Annotated in this window: 13 protein-coding genes; 2 read left to right on the top strand and 11 right to left on the bottom strand. The window is 64.4% G+C overall.

Annotated features, from left to right (window positions below):
• Nucleotides 1-207: 207 nt before the first annotated feature.
• The 9 genes from hflC to Q6A48_RS14290 all read right to left on the bottom strand — a co-directional run bounded on the left by hflC (nucleotide 208) and on the right by Q6A48_RS14290 (nucleotide 10,272).
• Nucleotides 208-1,077, bottom strand: coding sequence for a protease modulator HflC (gene hflC, locus Q6A48_RS14330; protein WP_304554767.1), 870 nt, complete (start codon nucleotides 1,075-1,077; stop codon nucleotides 208-210).
• Nucleotides 1,077-2,252 (bottom strand): FtsH protease activity modulator HflK, encoded by a 1,176-nt coding sequence (gene hflK / locus Q6A48_RS14325; protein WP_304554766.1) that lies wholly within the window; start codon nucleotides 2,250-2,252, stop codon nucleotides 1,077-1,079. Before hflK ends, hflC begins: the two co-directional genes overlap by 1 nt.
• 85 nt (nucleotides 2,253-2,337) lie before the next feature.
• Nucleotides 2,338-3,639, bottom strand: a complete 1,302-nt coding sequence (hflX, locus tag Q6A48_RS14320) for a ribosome rescue GTPase HflX (RefSeq protein ID WP_304554765.1) — start codon at nucleotides 3,637-3,639, stop codon at nucleotides 2,338-2,340.
• A gap of 12 nt (nucleotides 3,640-3,651) precedes the next feature.
• The gene (gene hfq / locus Q6A48_RS14315) at nucleotides 3,652-3,912 is read right to left on the bottom strand and encodes an RNA chaperone Hfq (protein WP_003186419.1); all 261 of its coding nucleotides are present in this window, start codon (nucleotides 3,910-3,912) and stop codon (nucleotides 3,652-3,654) included.
• Between the two features lie 91 nt (nucleotides 3,913-4,003).
• Nucleotides 4,004-4,975: a tRNA (adenosine(37)-N6)-dimethylallyltransferase MiaA gene (miaA, locus tag Q6A48_RS14310; protein ID WP_304554763.1), complete on the bottom strand. Its 972-nt coding sequence runs from the start codon at nucleotides 4,973-4,975 to the stop codon at nucleotides 4,004-4,006.
• Nucleotides 4,975-6,888: a DNA mismatch repair endonuclease MutL gene (gene mutL, locus Q6A48_RS14305; RefSeq protein ID WP_369811703.1), complete on the bottom strand. Its 1,914-nt coding sequence runs from the start codon at nucleotides 6,886-6,888 to the stop codon at nucleotides 4,975-4,977. The genes miaA and mutL overlap by 1 nt, the downstream gene beginning before the upstream one ends.
• The gene (locus Q6A48_RS14300; protein WP_304554762.1) at nucleotides 6,885-8,315 is read right to left on the bottom strand and encodes an N-acetylmuramoyl-L-alanine amidase; all 1,431 of its coding nucleotides are present in this window, start codon (nucleotides 8,313-8,315) and stop codon (nucleotides 6,885-6,887) included. Before Q6A48_RS14300 ends, mutL begins: the two co-directional genes overlap by 4 nt.
• Nucleotides 8,315-8,785 (bottom strand): tRNA (adenosine(37)-N6)-threonylcarbamoyltransferase complex ATPase subunit type 1 TsaE, encoded by a 471-nt coding sequence (tsaE, locus tag Q6A48_RS14295; protein ID WP_304554761.1) that lies wholly within the window; start codon nucleotides 8,783-8,785, stop codon nucleotides 8,315-8,317. Before tsaE ends, Q6A48_RS14300 begins: the two co-directional genes overlap by 1 nt.
• Nucleotides 8,773-10,272, bottom strand: coding sequence for an NAD(P)H-hydrate dehydratase (locus Q6A48_RS14290; RefSeq protein ID WP_304554759.1), 1,500 nt, complete (start codon nucleotides 10,270-10,272; stop codon nucleotides 8,773-8,775). Before Q6A48_RS14290 ends, tsaE begins: the two co-directional genes overlap by 13 nt.
• A 63-nt stretch (nucleotides 10,273-10,335) precedes the next feature.
• On the opposite strand from Q6A48_RS14290, the gene queG reads away from it, so the two are divergent.
• The gene (gene queG, locus Q6A48_RS14285) at nucleotides 10,336-11,415 is read left to right on the top strand and encodes a tRNA epoxyqueuosine(34) reductase QueG (protein WP_304554758.1); all 1,080 of its coding nucleotides are present in this window, start codon (nucleotides 10,336-10,338) and stop codon (nucleotides 11,413-11,415) included.
• On the opposite strand, the gene Q6A48_RS14280 is transcribed toward queG, so the two are convergent.
• Nucleotides 11,397-12,008, bottom strand: coding sequence for a trimeric intracellular cation channel family protein (locus Q6A48_RS14280; RefSeq protein WP_042732966.1), 612 nt, complete (start codon nucleotides 12,006-12,008; stop codon nucleotides 11,397-11,399). The two genes, queG and Q6A48_RS14280, sit on opposite strands and share 19 nt — an antisense overlap.
• Before the next feature lie 236 nt (nucleotides 12,009-12,244).
• Nucleotides 12,245-12,787, bottom strand: coding sequence for an oligoribonuclease (orn, locus tag Q6A48_RS14275; protein WP_304554755.1), 543 nt, complete (start codon nucleotides 12,785-12,787; stop codon nucleotides 12,245-12,247).
• A gap of 107 nt (nucleotides 12,788-12,894) precedes the next feature.
• On the opposite strand from orn, the gene rsgA reads away from it, so the two are divergent.
• Complete coding sequence (gene rsgA, locus Q6A48_RS14270) at nucleotides 12,895-13,926, top strand: small ribosomal subunit biogenesis GTPase RsgA (protein WP_304554754.1); 1,032 nt, start codon at nucleotides 12,895-12,897, stop codon at nucleotides 13,924-13,926.
• The last annotated feature ends 73 nt before the right edge of the window (nucleotides 13,927-13,999 follow it).

Genomic DNA, 13,999 nt, shown 5'->3' with positions numbered 1-13,999 from the left:
GACCCTTGAATCGGCCTCGTCCGGCACTTTCCTCGAAAAACCTGTCGGGTCGTTCAACCCGACGCCTGCACTGGAAACCGCAATCGAACGTGCAGACGCAAAAAAGCCGGGAATTTCCCGGCTGCCGCATCATACACACGTTTTCCCAAAGGATCACCCCGCCCGACGCTTTAGCCGCCGGGCGGAGCACTCCAGGTCAACGTCGTATCAAGGCTTGGCCCTTTCCAGGTAGTGGAAGAAGTCGCTGCTTGGGTCCAGGACCATGACGTCGGATTTGTTCGCGAAGCTTTCACGGTAGGCACGCAGGCTACGATAGAACCCGTAGAACTCCTGGTCCTGGCCGTAGGCCTTGGCGTAGATCGCCGCCGCCTGGGCGTCGCCATCACCGCGAACCTCTTCCGATTCACGATAGGCTTCGGCCAGCAGCACGCGGCGCTGGCGATCGGCGTCGGCACGGATACCTTCCGCCAACTCGTTACCCTTGGCACGGTGCTCACGGGCTTCGCGCTCACGCTCGGTGCTCATCCGCTCGAACACGCTGCGGTTCACTTCCTTCGGCAGGTCGATGGCCTTGACCCGGACATCGATCACCTCGATCCCCAGCTCCTTTTCCGCCATCGAGTTCAGCGAACGGGTGATGTCGGCCATGAGCGCATCACGCTCGCCGGACACCACTTCATGCAGCGTGCGCTTGCCGAACTGGTCACGCAGGCCCGATTCCAGGCGACGGGACAGGCGCTCGTCGGCGATCTGCTTCAGGCCCGAGGTCGCAGTGTAGAAGCGCTCGGCATCCTTCACCCGCCACTTGGCGTAGGCATCCACCATCACGGCTTTCTTTTCCAGCGTCAGGAAACGTTGCGTCGGCGCATCCAGCGTCATCAGGCGAGCGTCGAACTTGCGCACCTTGTTGACGTACGGCACTTTCACATGCAGCCCCGGCTGGACATCAGCCTGGACCACGCGGCCGAATTGCAGCAACACCGCACGCTCGGTCTGAGCCACGATGTAGAAGCAGTTCCAGGCAGCGATCGCCACGACGACACCGACAATAAGGGCGATCAGCGATTTATTGCTCATCAGCGACTCTCCCTGGTACGTGCTTGCTGTTGCTGCAGGTCCGCCGCCGCACGGGCGTTGGCTTCATTGCTGGCGGCCGACGTGCTGCCGACAGGCGGCGTGGCGGTGTTGCGACCGCCTTCGACCATCTTGTCCAGCGGCAGGTACAGCAGGTTGCTCTGGCCGTTCTTGTTGCCGGTCACGAGGACCTTGCTGGTGTTGCTGAAGACTTCCTGCATGGTGTCCAGGTACAGGCGCTGACGGGTCACCTCGGGAGCCTTGCGGTACTCGGCCACCAGCTTGGTGAAGCGATCGGCCTCACCCTTGGCGCGGGACACCACTTCGTCGCGGTAGCCGTTGGCATCCTCGATGATGCGCTGGGCCTGGCCGCGTGCCTCCGGCACGACGCCGTTGGCATAGGTCTCGGCCTGGTTGCGCGAACGCTGCTCGTCTTCACGGGCACGGATCACGTCATCGAAGGCTTCCTGCACTTCACGCGGTGCCGCCGCGCTCTGTACGTTCACCTGGGTCACGGTGATGCCGGTACGATAGGTGTCGAGGAACCGTTGCAGGCGTTCCTTGATCTCGCTGGCCATCAGCTCGCGGCCTTCGGTCAGCACCTGGTCCATGGCGGTGGAACCCACCACGTGGCGCAGGGCACTTTCGGTCGCGTGCTGCAGGCTCACTTCCGGCTGGTCGACGTTCAGCACGAAGTCCTGCAGGTTGGTGATCTTGTACTGCACGGTCAGCGGCACCTCGACGATGTTCTCGTCCTCGGTGAGCATCTGGCCCTGCTTGCTGTACGCCCGCTCGCGCGTGACGTTTTCGAGGTACTTCTGGTCGATCGGCGGGAAATAGATATTCAGGCCCGGGCCGACGGTCTCGTAGTACTTGCCGAAGCGCAGCACCACGGCCTGCTCCTGCTCGTCCACGACATAGACCGCGCTGTAAAGCCAGACAGCCGCCAACACGACGAGCCCGATGCCGAGCAGGCCGAAACCGCCGCCCTTGCCCGGACGGCCGCCGCCATCGTCACCGCGTTTCTTACCACCACCGAACAAACCGTTCAGGCTTTCCTGCAGCTTTCGGAAGGCCTCGTCGAGATCCGGCGGGCCCTTGCGGTCGCCGTTGTTACGACGCTTGCCACCCCAGGGATCCTGATTGTTCGAGTTGCCACCCGGCTCATTCCAAGCCATAGCGCTCTCCATCTGATAAAGCAAAGACGCACCCACGGCGCGCCGACCAATGCTACAGAATGCCTGACACCGCTTTCTCAGGCTTTTATTGCAAAGTGTGTTGCTCGATGAATTCCATCGGTTGCAGCCCTTCGCGACTGACCAGACGGTTCAGCTCCGATCGAGGCAGGCGCACTGCCAGCAGGCAGGTACCTTCTTCGTCGTGTTCTTCTTTCTGCACCGCACCCAGCTCGAAGAACTGGGCACGCAGCCGGGCAAAACGTTGCGGCAACTTCAGGGTCCCCACGAACAGGTCGTCCCCCAGCAGCTCGGCCACCGCCTGCTTGAGCAGGTCCAGGCCGGTGCCGTCGCGGGCCGACAGCCAGACCCGTTGCGGCTTGCCATCGGCATCGCGCTGGATCTGCGGTTCCACGCCTTCGAGCAAATCGAGTTTGTTGTATACCTCGAGGATCGGCAAGTCCTGGGCCCCGATCTCGCCCAGCACCACCATCACCTGCTCGATCTGCAGCATCCGGTCCGGTTCGGCGGCATCGATCACGTGCAGCAGCAGGTCGGAGTTGCTCGACTCTTCGAGCGTAGCCCGGAAAGCCTCGACCAGTTTGTGCGGCAGGTGACGGATGAAGCCCACGGTGTCGGCCAGCACGATCGGCCCGAGGTCGTCCAGGTCGAGCCGGCGCAGGGTCGGGTCGAGCGTGGCGAACAGCTGGTCGGCGGCGTAGACGTCGGATTGGGTGACGTTGTTGAACAGGGTCGATTTGCCGGCGTTGGTATAGCCCACCAGTGAAACCGTCGGGATCTCCGCGCGCTTGCGACCGCGGCGCGATTGCTCGCGCTGGCTGCGGACCTTCTCCAGGCGCCCCTTGATCTGGCGCAGGCGAACCCGCAGCAGGCGCCGGTCGGTCTCCAGCTGGGTTTCACCCGGGCCGCGCAGGCCGATACCACCCTTTTGCCGCTCAAGGTGAGTCCAGCCACGAACCAGCCGCGTACTCATGTGCTCAAGCTGGGCCAGTTCGACCTGGAGCTTGCCTTCATGGGTGCGGGCGCGTTGGGCGAATATATCGAGGATCAGCCCGGTCCGGTCGATCACGCGACACTCGAAGACACGTTCGAGGTTGCGCTCCTGACTGGGCGTGAGGATGTGATTGAAAATCACCAGGTCGACGTGCTCGGCCTTGACCAGGTCGCGCAACTCCTCGACCTTGCCACTGCCGATCAGGAACTTGGCGGTTGGCCGATGACGCGGCACGTTGAAGAACGCGACGGTCTCGGCGCCGGCCGAAAGTGCCAATTCCTGAAACTCCTGCGGATCTTCGCGCGCCTCAGGGTCCTGTCCATCCAGGTGAACGAGAACGGTCCGTTCACCACCACCGTGGCGCTCAAAGAACAAAGGAGGCTCCTATCAGGCGTTACCCGGTTCAGCGTCGCCGCCTTCGGATTCGGTTGCGCTAGGCAGGCGAATTGGACGGACTGGCACGACGGTGGAGATCGCGTGCTTGTAGACCATCTGGCTGACGGTGTTTTTCAGAAGGATGACGAACTGGTCGAACGACTCGATCGTGCCTTGCAGTTTGATCCCGTTGACGAGATAGATGGACACCCCAACTTTTTCTTTACGTAAAGTGTTCAAGTAAGGGTCTTGTAGCGAATGCCCTTTTGACATGTGCCGCACTCCTTTAAGGATCAATAATAAAAATCGGAATCAGATGGCTTGGGCCGTCACACCCCCAAGGATAGACGGCTATTGCAAGGACTCAGCTCAATATGGAGATGGTCCCGAGGTATTTCAAGGCGCGTGGCAGATTGTCGCAATCGAGACTGTCGAGCCAATGCAGGTCAGTCCAGCTGCGCAGCCAGGTGAACTGGCGTTTCGCCAATTGGCGCGTGGCAATGATCCCACGCTCCCGCATCTCGGCTGACGTCAGCTTGCCGTCAAGGTAATCCCAGACCTGGCGGTAACCCACAGCACGTATAGACGGCAACCCGGCGTGCAGGTCACTTCGCTTACGCAGGGCTACGACCTCGTCGATGAATCCCTGTTCCAACATTAATGTGAATCTTTGTTCAATTCGCTGGTGCAGCACTTGCCGGTTCGCCGGGGCGATGGCCAGATTCGCGACAGTATAGGGCAATTGTTGCAGTCCCGAAGCGGCTGCTTCAGTACTTTGCGCAGATTGTCGCTGGCGCAGGGCGGTCATGCTCTGGCCGCTGACCCGATAAACCTCCAGCGCCCGGCTGAGCCGCTGCGGATCGTTGGGATGAATGCGCGCGGCCGATTCCGGGTCGATGACCGCCAATTGCTCGTGCAGGGCCTGCCAGCCAAGGCGCGCGGCCTCTTCTTCGATCCCGGCGCGAACCTCGGGATCGGCCGCCGGCATGTCCGCCAGGCCATCGACCAGGGCCTTGTAATACAGCATGGTGCCGCCCACCAGCAGGGGAATCTTGCCGCGGGCGGTGATCTCGGCCATGGCCTGGAGGGCGTCGCGACGAAAATCCGCCGCCGAATAGGCCTCGGCCGGATCGAGGATATCGATCAAGCGGTGGGGAAATTCGGCCAGCAGCGCCTTGGACGGCTTGGCGGTGCCGATGTCCATGCCCCGGTAGACCAGCGCCGAATCGACGCTGATCAGCTCGCAGGGCAGGACCTTGGTCAGTTCGATGGCCAGGTCGGTCTTGCCGGCGGCCGTCGGCCCCATCAGGAAAATCGCGGGTGGCAACTGGCTCATCAACGACCGCGCAAGAACAGTTTGTCCAGGTCGTCCAGGCCCAATTGGGTCCAGGTCGGCCGGCCATGGTTGCACTGGCCGCTGCGCTCGGTGTTTTCCATGTCCCGCAGCAGGCCATTCATTTCCGGCAGGGCCAGGCGCCGGTTGGCGCGGATCGCGCCGTGGCAGGCCATGGTGCCGAGCAGTTCGTTCAGGTGCGCCTGGATGCGGTCGCTGGTGCCGTATTCCATCAGGTCGGCCAGTACGTCGCTGACCAGCCGATTGGCTTCGGCCTGTTTCAACAGGGCCGGGATCTGGCGGATCGCCAGGGTTTCCGGGCCCAGGCGTTGCAACTCGAAGCCCAGGCGCTGGAACCAGCCCACGTGTTCTTCGGCGCAATCGGCTTCACGCTGGCTGACCGCCAGGGATTCGGGCACCAGCAACGGCTGCCCGCTGAGGCCTTCGCTAGCCATGGCGATTTTCAGCCGCTCGTACATGATCCGTTCGTGGGCGGCATGCATGTCCACCAGGACCAGGCCCTGGGCATTTTCCGAGAGGATGTAGATACCCTTGAGCTGCGCCAGGGCATAACCCAACGGCGGAATGTCGCCCTGGCCGTCGGGCAGGGCCGTGGCGCCGGCTTCCGGCAGCGGCTTGAAAAACTCGCGGTAGGCCGCCTGGGCCTCGGCCGCCGGCACGTTCGATTGCGGGCGCGGCGTGTATTGATACTGATAGCCGCTGCCGGCACCGGTCCCGGCCGGGTTGTAGCTCGGCTGGGGCTGGGGTTGTTCCAGCAACGCGTTGGCCGCCAGGCGCATTTCGCCCTGGGGACCGAACTCGCCAGCCTCCAGCCCCGTGGGCCGGACCATCGCGCCCACCGCGGCTGGCGCCGCGAGCTGGTCTTCCGGACGCACATCGCCCAGGGCGCGGTGCAGGGTGCCGTAGAGGAAATCGTGGACCATGCGCCCATCGCGGAAACGCACTTCGTGCTTGGTCGGGTGCACGTTGACGTCCACCACCGCCGGGTCGACCTCGAAAAACAGCACGAACGTCGGATGCCGGCCGTTGAACAGCACATCGCGATACGCCTGGCGCACGGCGTGGGCCACCAGTTTGTCGCGTACCGCCCGGCCGTTCACGTAGAAATACTGCAAGTCGGCCTGGCTGCGGGAGAAGGTCGGCAACCCGACCCAACCCCATAGCCGCAGGCCATTGCGCTCCACCTCGATGGGCAATGCCTGTTCGAGGAAACCCGCGCCGCACACCGCCCCCACGCGCCGGGCACGGGCCGCCTCGTCATGGGCCTCGTGCAGGCTGAGGATGGTTTTGCCGTTGTGGCGCAAATGAAATGCCACGTCAAAACGCGCCAGGGCCAGGCGCTTGATGACTTCCTGCAGATGATCGAATTCGGTTTTCTCGGCCTTGAGGAACTTGCGCCGGGCCGGGGTGTTGAAGAACAGGTCGCGCACTTCCACCGAGGTGCCCACCGGGTGGGCGGCCGGCTGGACCCGGGAGGCCATGTCCCGGCCTTCGGTCTCGACCTGCCAGGCCTGGTCGGCATCGCGGGTGCGCGAGGTGAGAGTCAGGCGCGACACCGAACTGATGGACGCCAGCGCCTCGCCACGAAACCCCAGGCTCATGACCCGCTCCAGGTCTTCCAGGTCGCGGATCTTGCTGGTGGCATGACGCGCCAGGGCCAGCGGCAGGTCGTCGGAAGAAATGCCGCCGCCGTCATCGCGCACCCGCAACAGCTTGACCCCGCCCTGCTCGACGTCCACGTCGATCCGCTTGGCCCCCGAATCGAGGCTGTTCTCCAGCAATTCCTTGATCACCGATGCCGGGCGCTCGACCACCTCACCGGCGGCGATCTGGTTCGCCAGCCGCGGGCTGAGCAGTTCGATGCGGGCGCTGCCGCCGATCACTTCATCGCTCATTGCTTGGACGCCACTTCGTTGCCGGGAATGGTCAGGGTCTGGCCGATCTTCAGCTCGTCACTCTTGAGGTTGTTGGCACTGCGCAGCGTGGCCGGCGATACCTGGTAGCGCACCGCGATCATCGCCAGGGTCTCGCCCGGGCTGACTCGATGGTCCCGCGGGCCTTGGGCGATCTTGCCGGAGTCACGCAACCAGGCGATGTAGGTGCCCGGGGGCGGGTTCTGCTGGAAAAACTGCCGCACGCCGCTGCTGATGGAACGGGCCAGCGCCTGTTGGTGGCTGGACGACGACAGCTTGGACGCTTCGTTGGCATTGGAGATGAAGCCGGTTTCAACCAGGATCGACGGAATATCCGGGGACTTGAGCACCATGAAGCCGGCCTGTTCCACCCGCTGCTTGTGCAGTGGCGTGACGCGGCCGATGTTGCTCAGGACCTTCTGGCCGACGTTCAAGCTGGAGGTCAACGAAGCGGTCATCGAGAGGTCGAGCAACACGCCGGCAAGCATTCGGTCCTTGTCGTCGAGGCTGACGTTGCCGGCGCCACCGATCAGGTCGGAACGGTTTTCACTGTCGGCCAGCCAGCGGGCGGTCTCGGACGTCGCACCGCGGTCGGACAGGGCGAACACCGAGGCGCCGAAGGCCGCCGCGGAAGGCGCGGCGTCGGCGTGGATGGAGACGAACAGGTCGGCGCCTTTCTTGCGGGCGATCTCGGTACGCCCACGCAATGGGATGAAGTAGTCCCCGGTGCGCGTCAGTTCGGCGCGGAAGCCCTTCATGCCGTTGACCTGGCGTTGCAGCTCACGGGCGATGGACAGCACCACGTCTTTTTCACGCTGCCCGCGGGAGCCCGAGGCCCCCGGGTCTTCGCCGCCGTGACCGGCGTCGATCACGACGATGATGTCGCGCTTGCCGGCCGGCGCCGGTGGCAGCTTGATCGCAGGCTCGGCCGGGGTCACCGGCACTGCGGGTACCGTGGCGACATTGGTCGGTGGCGGGGGTGGCGGCGCGGCGTCGGCCGGGTTGTCGAACAGATCCACCACCAACCGGTTGCCGTACTGGGCGTTGGGGGCGAGCGTGAAGCTCTTCGGGGTCACGGCCTTTTTCAGGTCGATGACCACCCGCAGGTCGGTTGGCGTGCGCTGGGCCGAACGCATCGCGGTAATCGGCGTGTTGGCGGTGGCGACGTTCAGCGGCGCGCCCAGGGAGGCGCCGTTGATGTCGATCACCAGGCGGTCGGGGGCGGTCAGGGTGAACACGCTGTGCTGCACCGGGCCCGTCAGGTCGAACACCAGTCGAGTGTTATCCGGCGCCCGCCAGAGGCGAACGCTGTTGACCTTTGTCTCGGCCACAGCATCGACGGCCAGTGCCGTAAGCAACAGTCCTACGACAGCAACCACCGCGCGAAAGCGCATACCAAACCCCATCATCAATAGTTTTCCAATGCCAACGCGGCACACCACGACTCGCCACGCGAGCCTTGCGGCGTCAGTTTCAGCGAACGCCCGCCATTCTGCGCGCCAATGGTAATGGTCAGGTCAGGCTTTGGCAAAAAGCCTGCACCCTTGTCAGGCCATTCGATCAGGCACAAGGCGTCATCTTCGAAATAATCGCGGATACCGAGGAATTCCAGCTCTTCGGGATCCACCAAGCGGTACAGGTCGAAATGAAACGCGCGGATATCACCGATCTCGTAGGGCTCGACCAATGTGAACGTGGGGCTTTTTACCGAGCCTACGTGGCCGAGGCCACGAATGATGCCACGGGACAAGGTGGTTTTTCCGGCACCGAGGTCGCCTTCAAGAAAAATCAGGCCATGGCCGGCCGTGGTGCGGGCGATGCGCGCACCTAATTCCGTCATGGCGTGTTCATCCGCCACGTACAGGGTTACTTCAGACACGGTGAATGCTCCTCCAACAACTGACGAATGGCCGGGATCAGGTCGGTCGCCGCCAACCCCCGGCCCGACCGACCGGCTTGGGTACCGGCATTGGCATGCAGCCACACGGCCAGGCAGGCGGCCTCGAAGCCTTCCAGGCCCTGGGCCAGCAACGCGCCGACCACCCCGGCCAGGACATCCCCCAGGCCAGCGGTGGCCATGGCCGGATGCCCCTGGCTGCACACCGCCAGGCGACCATCCGGGCTGGCAACCAGGCTGCCGGCACCCTTGAGGATCACCGTGGCTGTATATTTCTTGCTCAATGCATGGGCTGCCGCCGGGCGGTCCGCCTGCACCTGGGCCGTGGAGATTCCCAGCAGCCGCGCCGCCTCCCCCGGGTGCGGCGTGAGGACACAAGCCTCGGGCAGACTGACAGCGCCGCTGCCCAGCAGGTTCAGCGCATCGGCGTCCCAGACCTGCGGCAGCGGCGCATTGGCCGCCGCCGACAGCAGGCTGCGACCCCATGCGGCCTGGCCCAGGCCCGGCCCGACCACCACGACGCTGGCCTGCTTGAGCAACCCCATCAACTGGTTGGCCGAATGACTGCCCTGCACCATGACTTCCGGCAAGCGCGTCAACGCTGCGGCGACGTGCTCGCTGCGGGTGGCCATCGACACCATGCCCGCGCCGCACCGCAGGGCACTTTCGGCGCTCATCTGGATCGCGCCGCCGAAACCCCGGTCGCCGCCGATCAACAGCACATGGCCGAACCTGCCCTTGTGGGCGGTGGCGGCGCGCGGCGCCAGGCGCGGCAGATTGCGCGCCGAGAGCAATCGGGCGCTGGTCGGCGCCGCCTCGACGAGGTCCGGGTCGGCCTGCAGGTCGTTGAACACCCGCTCACCGACCCGGTCCGCCGCCTCGCCCGTGAACAGCCCGAGCTTCAGGCCGATGAAGGTGACGGTCAGGTCAGCCGTCACCGCCGTGCCCAGCACCCGTCCGGTGTCGGCGCACAAGCCCGAGGGGATATCCACCGCCGCGACCGGCAGGCCGCTGACGTTGATGGTGTCGATGGCGCGAATATAAGGCTCGCGAACGTCGCCGCTCAGGCCGGTGCCGAGCAACGCGTCCAGCAACACGCCGCGCAATTCGGCGTCGTCCGACCAGGGCTCCACCGGCACGCCCACGGCAATGGCTTCGGCGTGGGCATTGGCGGCGTCGCCCTGCAAGCGCCGCGGCTCACCCACCGCCAGCACCCGCACCGACCAGCCCGCACGACGGGCCAGGGTCGCGACCAGGTAGCCGTCGCCAGCGTTGTTGCCGTGGCCGGCGAGCACGGTCAGTTCATTGGCATCGGGCCAGCGCCGGACAATCGCCCGCCAAGTGGCGCGGGCCGCACGCTGCATCAATTCGAAGCCGCTGGTGCCGGCCGCGATCAGTTGTGCGTCGAGGGCCCGGACTTGCGCAGCGCTGTACAGCGCGTCGGGAAAATCATCTTTAGTGTGCGGCATGCGTCTTCGGGCTCCGATGTCTGGCAGAATTATACGCATCTCAGCTCCGGTTTCTCTCGCCTCATGCCCGTCATTCCTACAGACCTGCCCGCCCTCGCCCAGTCCATCAAGGAGTGGGGCCGCCAGCTGGGTTTCCAGCAGGTCGGCATCAGCGGCCTGGACCTTGCCGAGCATGAGCAACACCTGCAACGCTGGCTCGACGCGGGCTACCACGGCGAAATGGACTACATGGGCGCCCACGGCAGCAAGCGCTCCCATCCGGAAGAACTGGTGCCCGGCACCCTACGGGTGGTGTCCCTGCGCATGGACTACCTGCCCGGCGACACCCAAATGGCGCATAGGCTCGGCCAACCGGAAAAAGCCTACGTCTCGCGCTATGCATTGGGCCGCGATTACCACAAATTGATCCGTAAGCGCGTGCAACAACTGGCCGAAAAAATCCAGGCGGTCATCGGCCCCTTCGGTTATCGCGCCTTCGTCGACAGCGCGCCGGTCCTGGAAAAGGCCATCGCCGAACAGGCCGGGCTTGGCTGGATCGGTAAAAACACCCTGGTGCTGAACCGCAAGGCCGGCAGCTATTTCTTCCTGAGCGAGCTGTTCGTCGACTTGCCACTGCCGACAGATCCACCCCACGCCAGTGAACATTGTGGAAAATGCACCGCCTGCCTGGACATTTGCCCGACGAACGCCTTCGTCGGGCCCTACGTGCTGGACGCCCGTCGCTGCATTTCCTACCTGACCATCGAGTTGAAGAACGCCATCCCGGAAGACCTGCGCCCGTTGATCGGCAACCGGGTGTTCGGGTGTGACGACTGCCAGATCGTCTGTCCCTGGAACCGCTTCGCCCGCCCCTCCGGGGAAAGCGACTTCAAACCGCGGCACAACCTCGACAACGCCGGGCTGGCCGAACTGTTCCTGTGGGACGAGGAAACGTTCCTGCGCAGCACCGAAGGCTCGCCCCTACGCCGGGCCGGCTACGAACGCTGGCTGCGCAACCTGGCGGTGGGCCTGGGCAATGCGCCTTCGACCATCCCGGTGCTGCAAGCATTGGAGGCGCGGCGCGACTATCCGTCGGAACTGGTGCGCGAGCATGTCGAATGGGCGCTGCGCCAGCACGCCGAGCGTCAGACCTCGTCGTTGTAGACGAACTTCGGCATTTCCCAGTGAAAGCGGATCGCCAGGAGCCGCAGCAGGAACCCGCCGAACAAGGTGATGAGGATCGCCTGTTCGCTGGGCAATTGCAGGTAGACGCAGAGCAGATAGCACCACGCCGCCGCAAACGAAACGCTGGCGTACAGCTCGCGGCGGAAGATCAGCGGGATGTCGTTGCAGAAGATGTCCCGCAGGATCCCGCCAAACACCCCGGTGATGACTCCGCTGACCGAGGCCACCAGCATGCCGTGGCCCATTTCCAGGGCCGTCATGCAGCCGATCAGGGTGAACGCCACCAGGCCCAGGGCATCGAGCACCAGGAACAGCGAGCGCAGGTGACGCATCCAGCGCGCCAGGAACACCGTCAGCATCGCCGCGGCGGTGGTCAGCACCAGGTATTCCGGGTGCTTGACCCAGGTGAGCGGGTAATGCCCGAGCAACACGTCGCGCACCGAACCGCCACCCAGCGCGGTGACGCAGGCGATCAGCACCACGCCGAACCAGTCCATGCCGCGACGCCCGGCAGAAAGGGCGCCGGTCATGGCTTCGGCGGTGATGGCGATCAGATAAAGCATCAACAACATGGTGGCGGTCCTTGCAGGAGGGCGCGCAGTCTAGCCATTTCGGGCAGGCACCAAAAGAGGGCGGCGCCAGCCTGTCCACCACAGAACCCGTGGCGAGGGGATCTGTGGGAGCAAGGCTTGCCCGCGATGAAGGCGATGCGGCCTTTCAGGGACCGAGTCGCCTGTTTCGCGAGCAAGCTCTTCTCCCACATGCCTTGCCCTCACAAGCCCCCTCGCCACAAGAGCGCTGTGCTGGATCAGAACTTGATGAAATGCTTGCGGTAATGCTGCAGCTCGGCGATGGATTCGCGGATGTCGTCCAGGGCCAGGTGGCTGCCGCCTTTCTGGAAGCTGTCACGCACCTCCGGCGCCCAGCGCGCGGCCAGTTCCTTGAGGGTGGAGACGTCCAGGTTGCGGTAATGGAAGTAGCTTTCCAGGGCCTTCATGTGGGTATAGAGGAAGCGACGGTCCTGGCAGATGCTGTTGCCACAGATCGGCGACTTGCCCTTCGGCACCCACTGTTCCAGGAAAGCGATGGTCTGGGCCTCGGCCTCGGCCATGCTGATCTTGCTCTCGCGCACGCGTTGGGTCAGGCCCGAGCCGCCATGCTGGCGGGTGTTCCATTCGTCCATGCCGGCGAGGATTTCGTCACTGTGATGGATCGCGATCACCGGGCCTTCGGCCAGGGTATTGAGGTCGCTGTCGGTGACGATGGTGGCCATTTCGATGATGACGTCGGTGTCAGGGTTCAGACCGGTCATTTCCAGGTCGATCCAGATCAGGTTCTGCGGATTTTGCATGGGGGGCTCCTCGGCGTAGCCAAGCAGTTTAGCCTAGGCCGGCCCTCGGGCGTGCTAAACTCGCGGCCGTTTTACCTAATCGCTGCATTTCTTCATACGGAACACCCATGGCCAAACGCCAACTCAATCGTCGTCAGAACTGGCGCATCGAAAAGATCCAGGGCGAGCGCGCTGCCCGCGCCGCCAAACGCGAATCCAGCGCTGTCGAGGCCCTGGAGGGTGGTGACCTGGGTCCTGAACAGACCGGCCTGGTGATCGCGCATTTCGGTGTGCAAGTGGAGGTCGAGGCCCGCGAAGGCGAGTTGGCCGGCCAGGTGTTCCGCTGCCACCTGCGGGCCAACCTGCCAGCGCTGGTCACCGGCGACCAGGTGGTCTGGCGCGCCGGCAACCAGGGCATCGGCGTGATCGTGGCGCAATTGCCGCGCCACACCGAACTGTGCCGGCCGGACAGTCGCGGCCAGCTCAAGCCCGTGGCGGCCAACGTCGACATGATCGTCATCGTGTTCGCGCCGCTGCCCGAGCCCCACGCCAACCTGATCGACCGCTACCTGGTGGCCGCCGAGCACGCCGGCATCCGGCCTTTGCTGCTGCTGAACAAATTCGACCTGATCGACGAACACAACGCCCCGGCACTGAACGCCCTGCTGTCGGTCTACCGGGACCTGGGTTATCCGGTGCTGGAAGTCTCGGCCCACCACGGCAACGGCATGGAGCAGTTGCAACGGCAACTGGACGGGCGCATCAGCGTGTTCGTCGGCCAGTCCGGCGTCGGCAAGTCGTCGCTGGTCAACAGCCTGTTGCCGGACGTCGAGACCCGTGTCGGGCCGCTGTCCGAACTGTCCGGCCAGGGTACCCACACCACCACCACCGCCCGCTTGTTCCACTTCCCGGGCGGCGGCGAACTGATCGACTCGCCGGGCATCCGCGAATTCGGCCTGGGCCATGTCAGCCGGGCCGACGTGGAGGCCGGCTTCATCGAGTTCAACGAACTGATCGGCACCTGCCGCTTCCGCGACTGCAAGCACGACCGCGAACCCGGCTGCGCCCTGCTCAAGGCCCTGGAAGAAGGCCGCGTGCACCAGCAACGGATGAACAGCTACCGCTCGATCATCGCCAGCTTGCCGGAAAGCAGCTACTAGCCACCTGTTGAAGAAGCTGTTGTGGCGAGGGGATTTATCCCCGCTGGGCTGCGAAGCAGCCCCCTGTATTTAT

This window comes from Pseudomonas citrullilanati, assembly GCF_030580855.1.
Lineage (GTDB): Bacteria > Pseudomonadota > Gammaproteobacteria > Pseudomonadales > Pseudomonadaceae > Aquipseudomonas > Aquipseudomonas citrulli.
Note: the sequence above shows the minus strand (reverse complement) of the source record. Positions and strands in the feature narration are given on the sequence as shown.

Bases quoted from the DNA above. Each gene is read 5' to 3' on its own strand.
- hflC (WP_304554767.1), bottom strand. From the start codon at position 1,077: ATGAGCAATAAATCGCTGATCGCCCTTATTGTCGGTGTCGTCGTGGCG.
- hflK (WP_304554766.1), bottom strand. From the start codon at position 2,252: ATGGCTTGGAATGAGCCGGGTGGCAACTCGAACAATCAGGATCCCTGG.
- hfq (WP_003186419.1), bottom strand. From the start codon at position 3,912: ATGTCAAAAGGGCATTCGCTACAAGACCCTTACTTGAACACTTTACGT.
- miaA (WP_304554763.1), bottom strand. From the start codon at position 4,975: ATGAGCCAGTTGCCACCCGCGATTTTCCTGATGGGGCCGACGGCCGCC.
- mutL (WP_369811703.1), bottom strand. From the start codon at position 6,888: ATGAGCGATGAAGTGATCGGCGGCAGCGCCCGCATCGAACTGCTCAGC.
- Q6A48_RS14300 (WP_304554762.1), bottom strand. From the start codon at position 8,315: ATGATGGGGTTTGGTATGCGCTTTCGCGCGGTGGTTGCTGTCGTAGGA.
- Q6A48_RS14290 (WP_304554759.1), bottom strand. From the start codon at position 10,272: ATGCCGCACACTAAAGATGATTTTCCCGACGCGCTGTACAGCGCTGCG.
- queG (WP_304554758.1), top strand. From the start codon at position 10,336: ATGCCCGTCATTCCTACAGACCTGCCCGCCCTCGCCCAGTCCATCAAG.
- Q6A48_RS14280 (WP_042732966.1), bottom strand. From the start codon at position 12,008: ATGTTGTTGATGCTTTATCTGATCGCCATCACCGCCGAAGCCATGACC.
- orn (WP_304554755.1), bottom strand. From the start codon at position 12,787: ATGCAAAATCCGCAGAACCTGATCTGGATCGACCTGGAAATGACCGGT.
- rsgA (WP_304554754.1), top strand. From the start codon at position 12,895: ATGGCCAAACGCCAACTCAATCGTCGTCAGAACTGGCGCATCGAAAAG.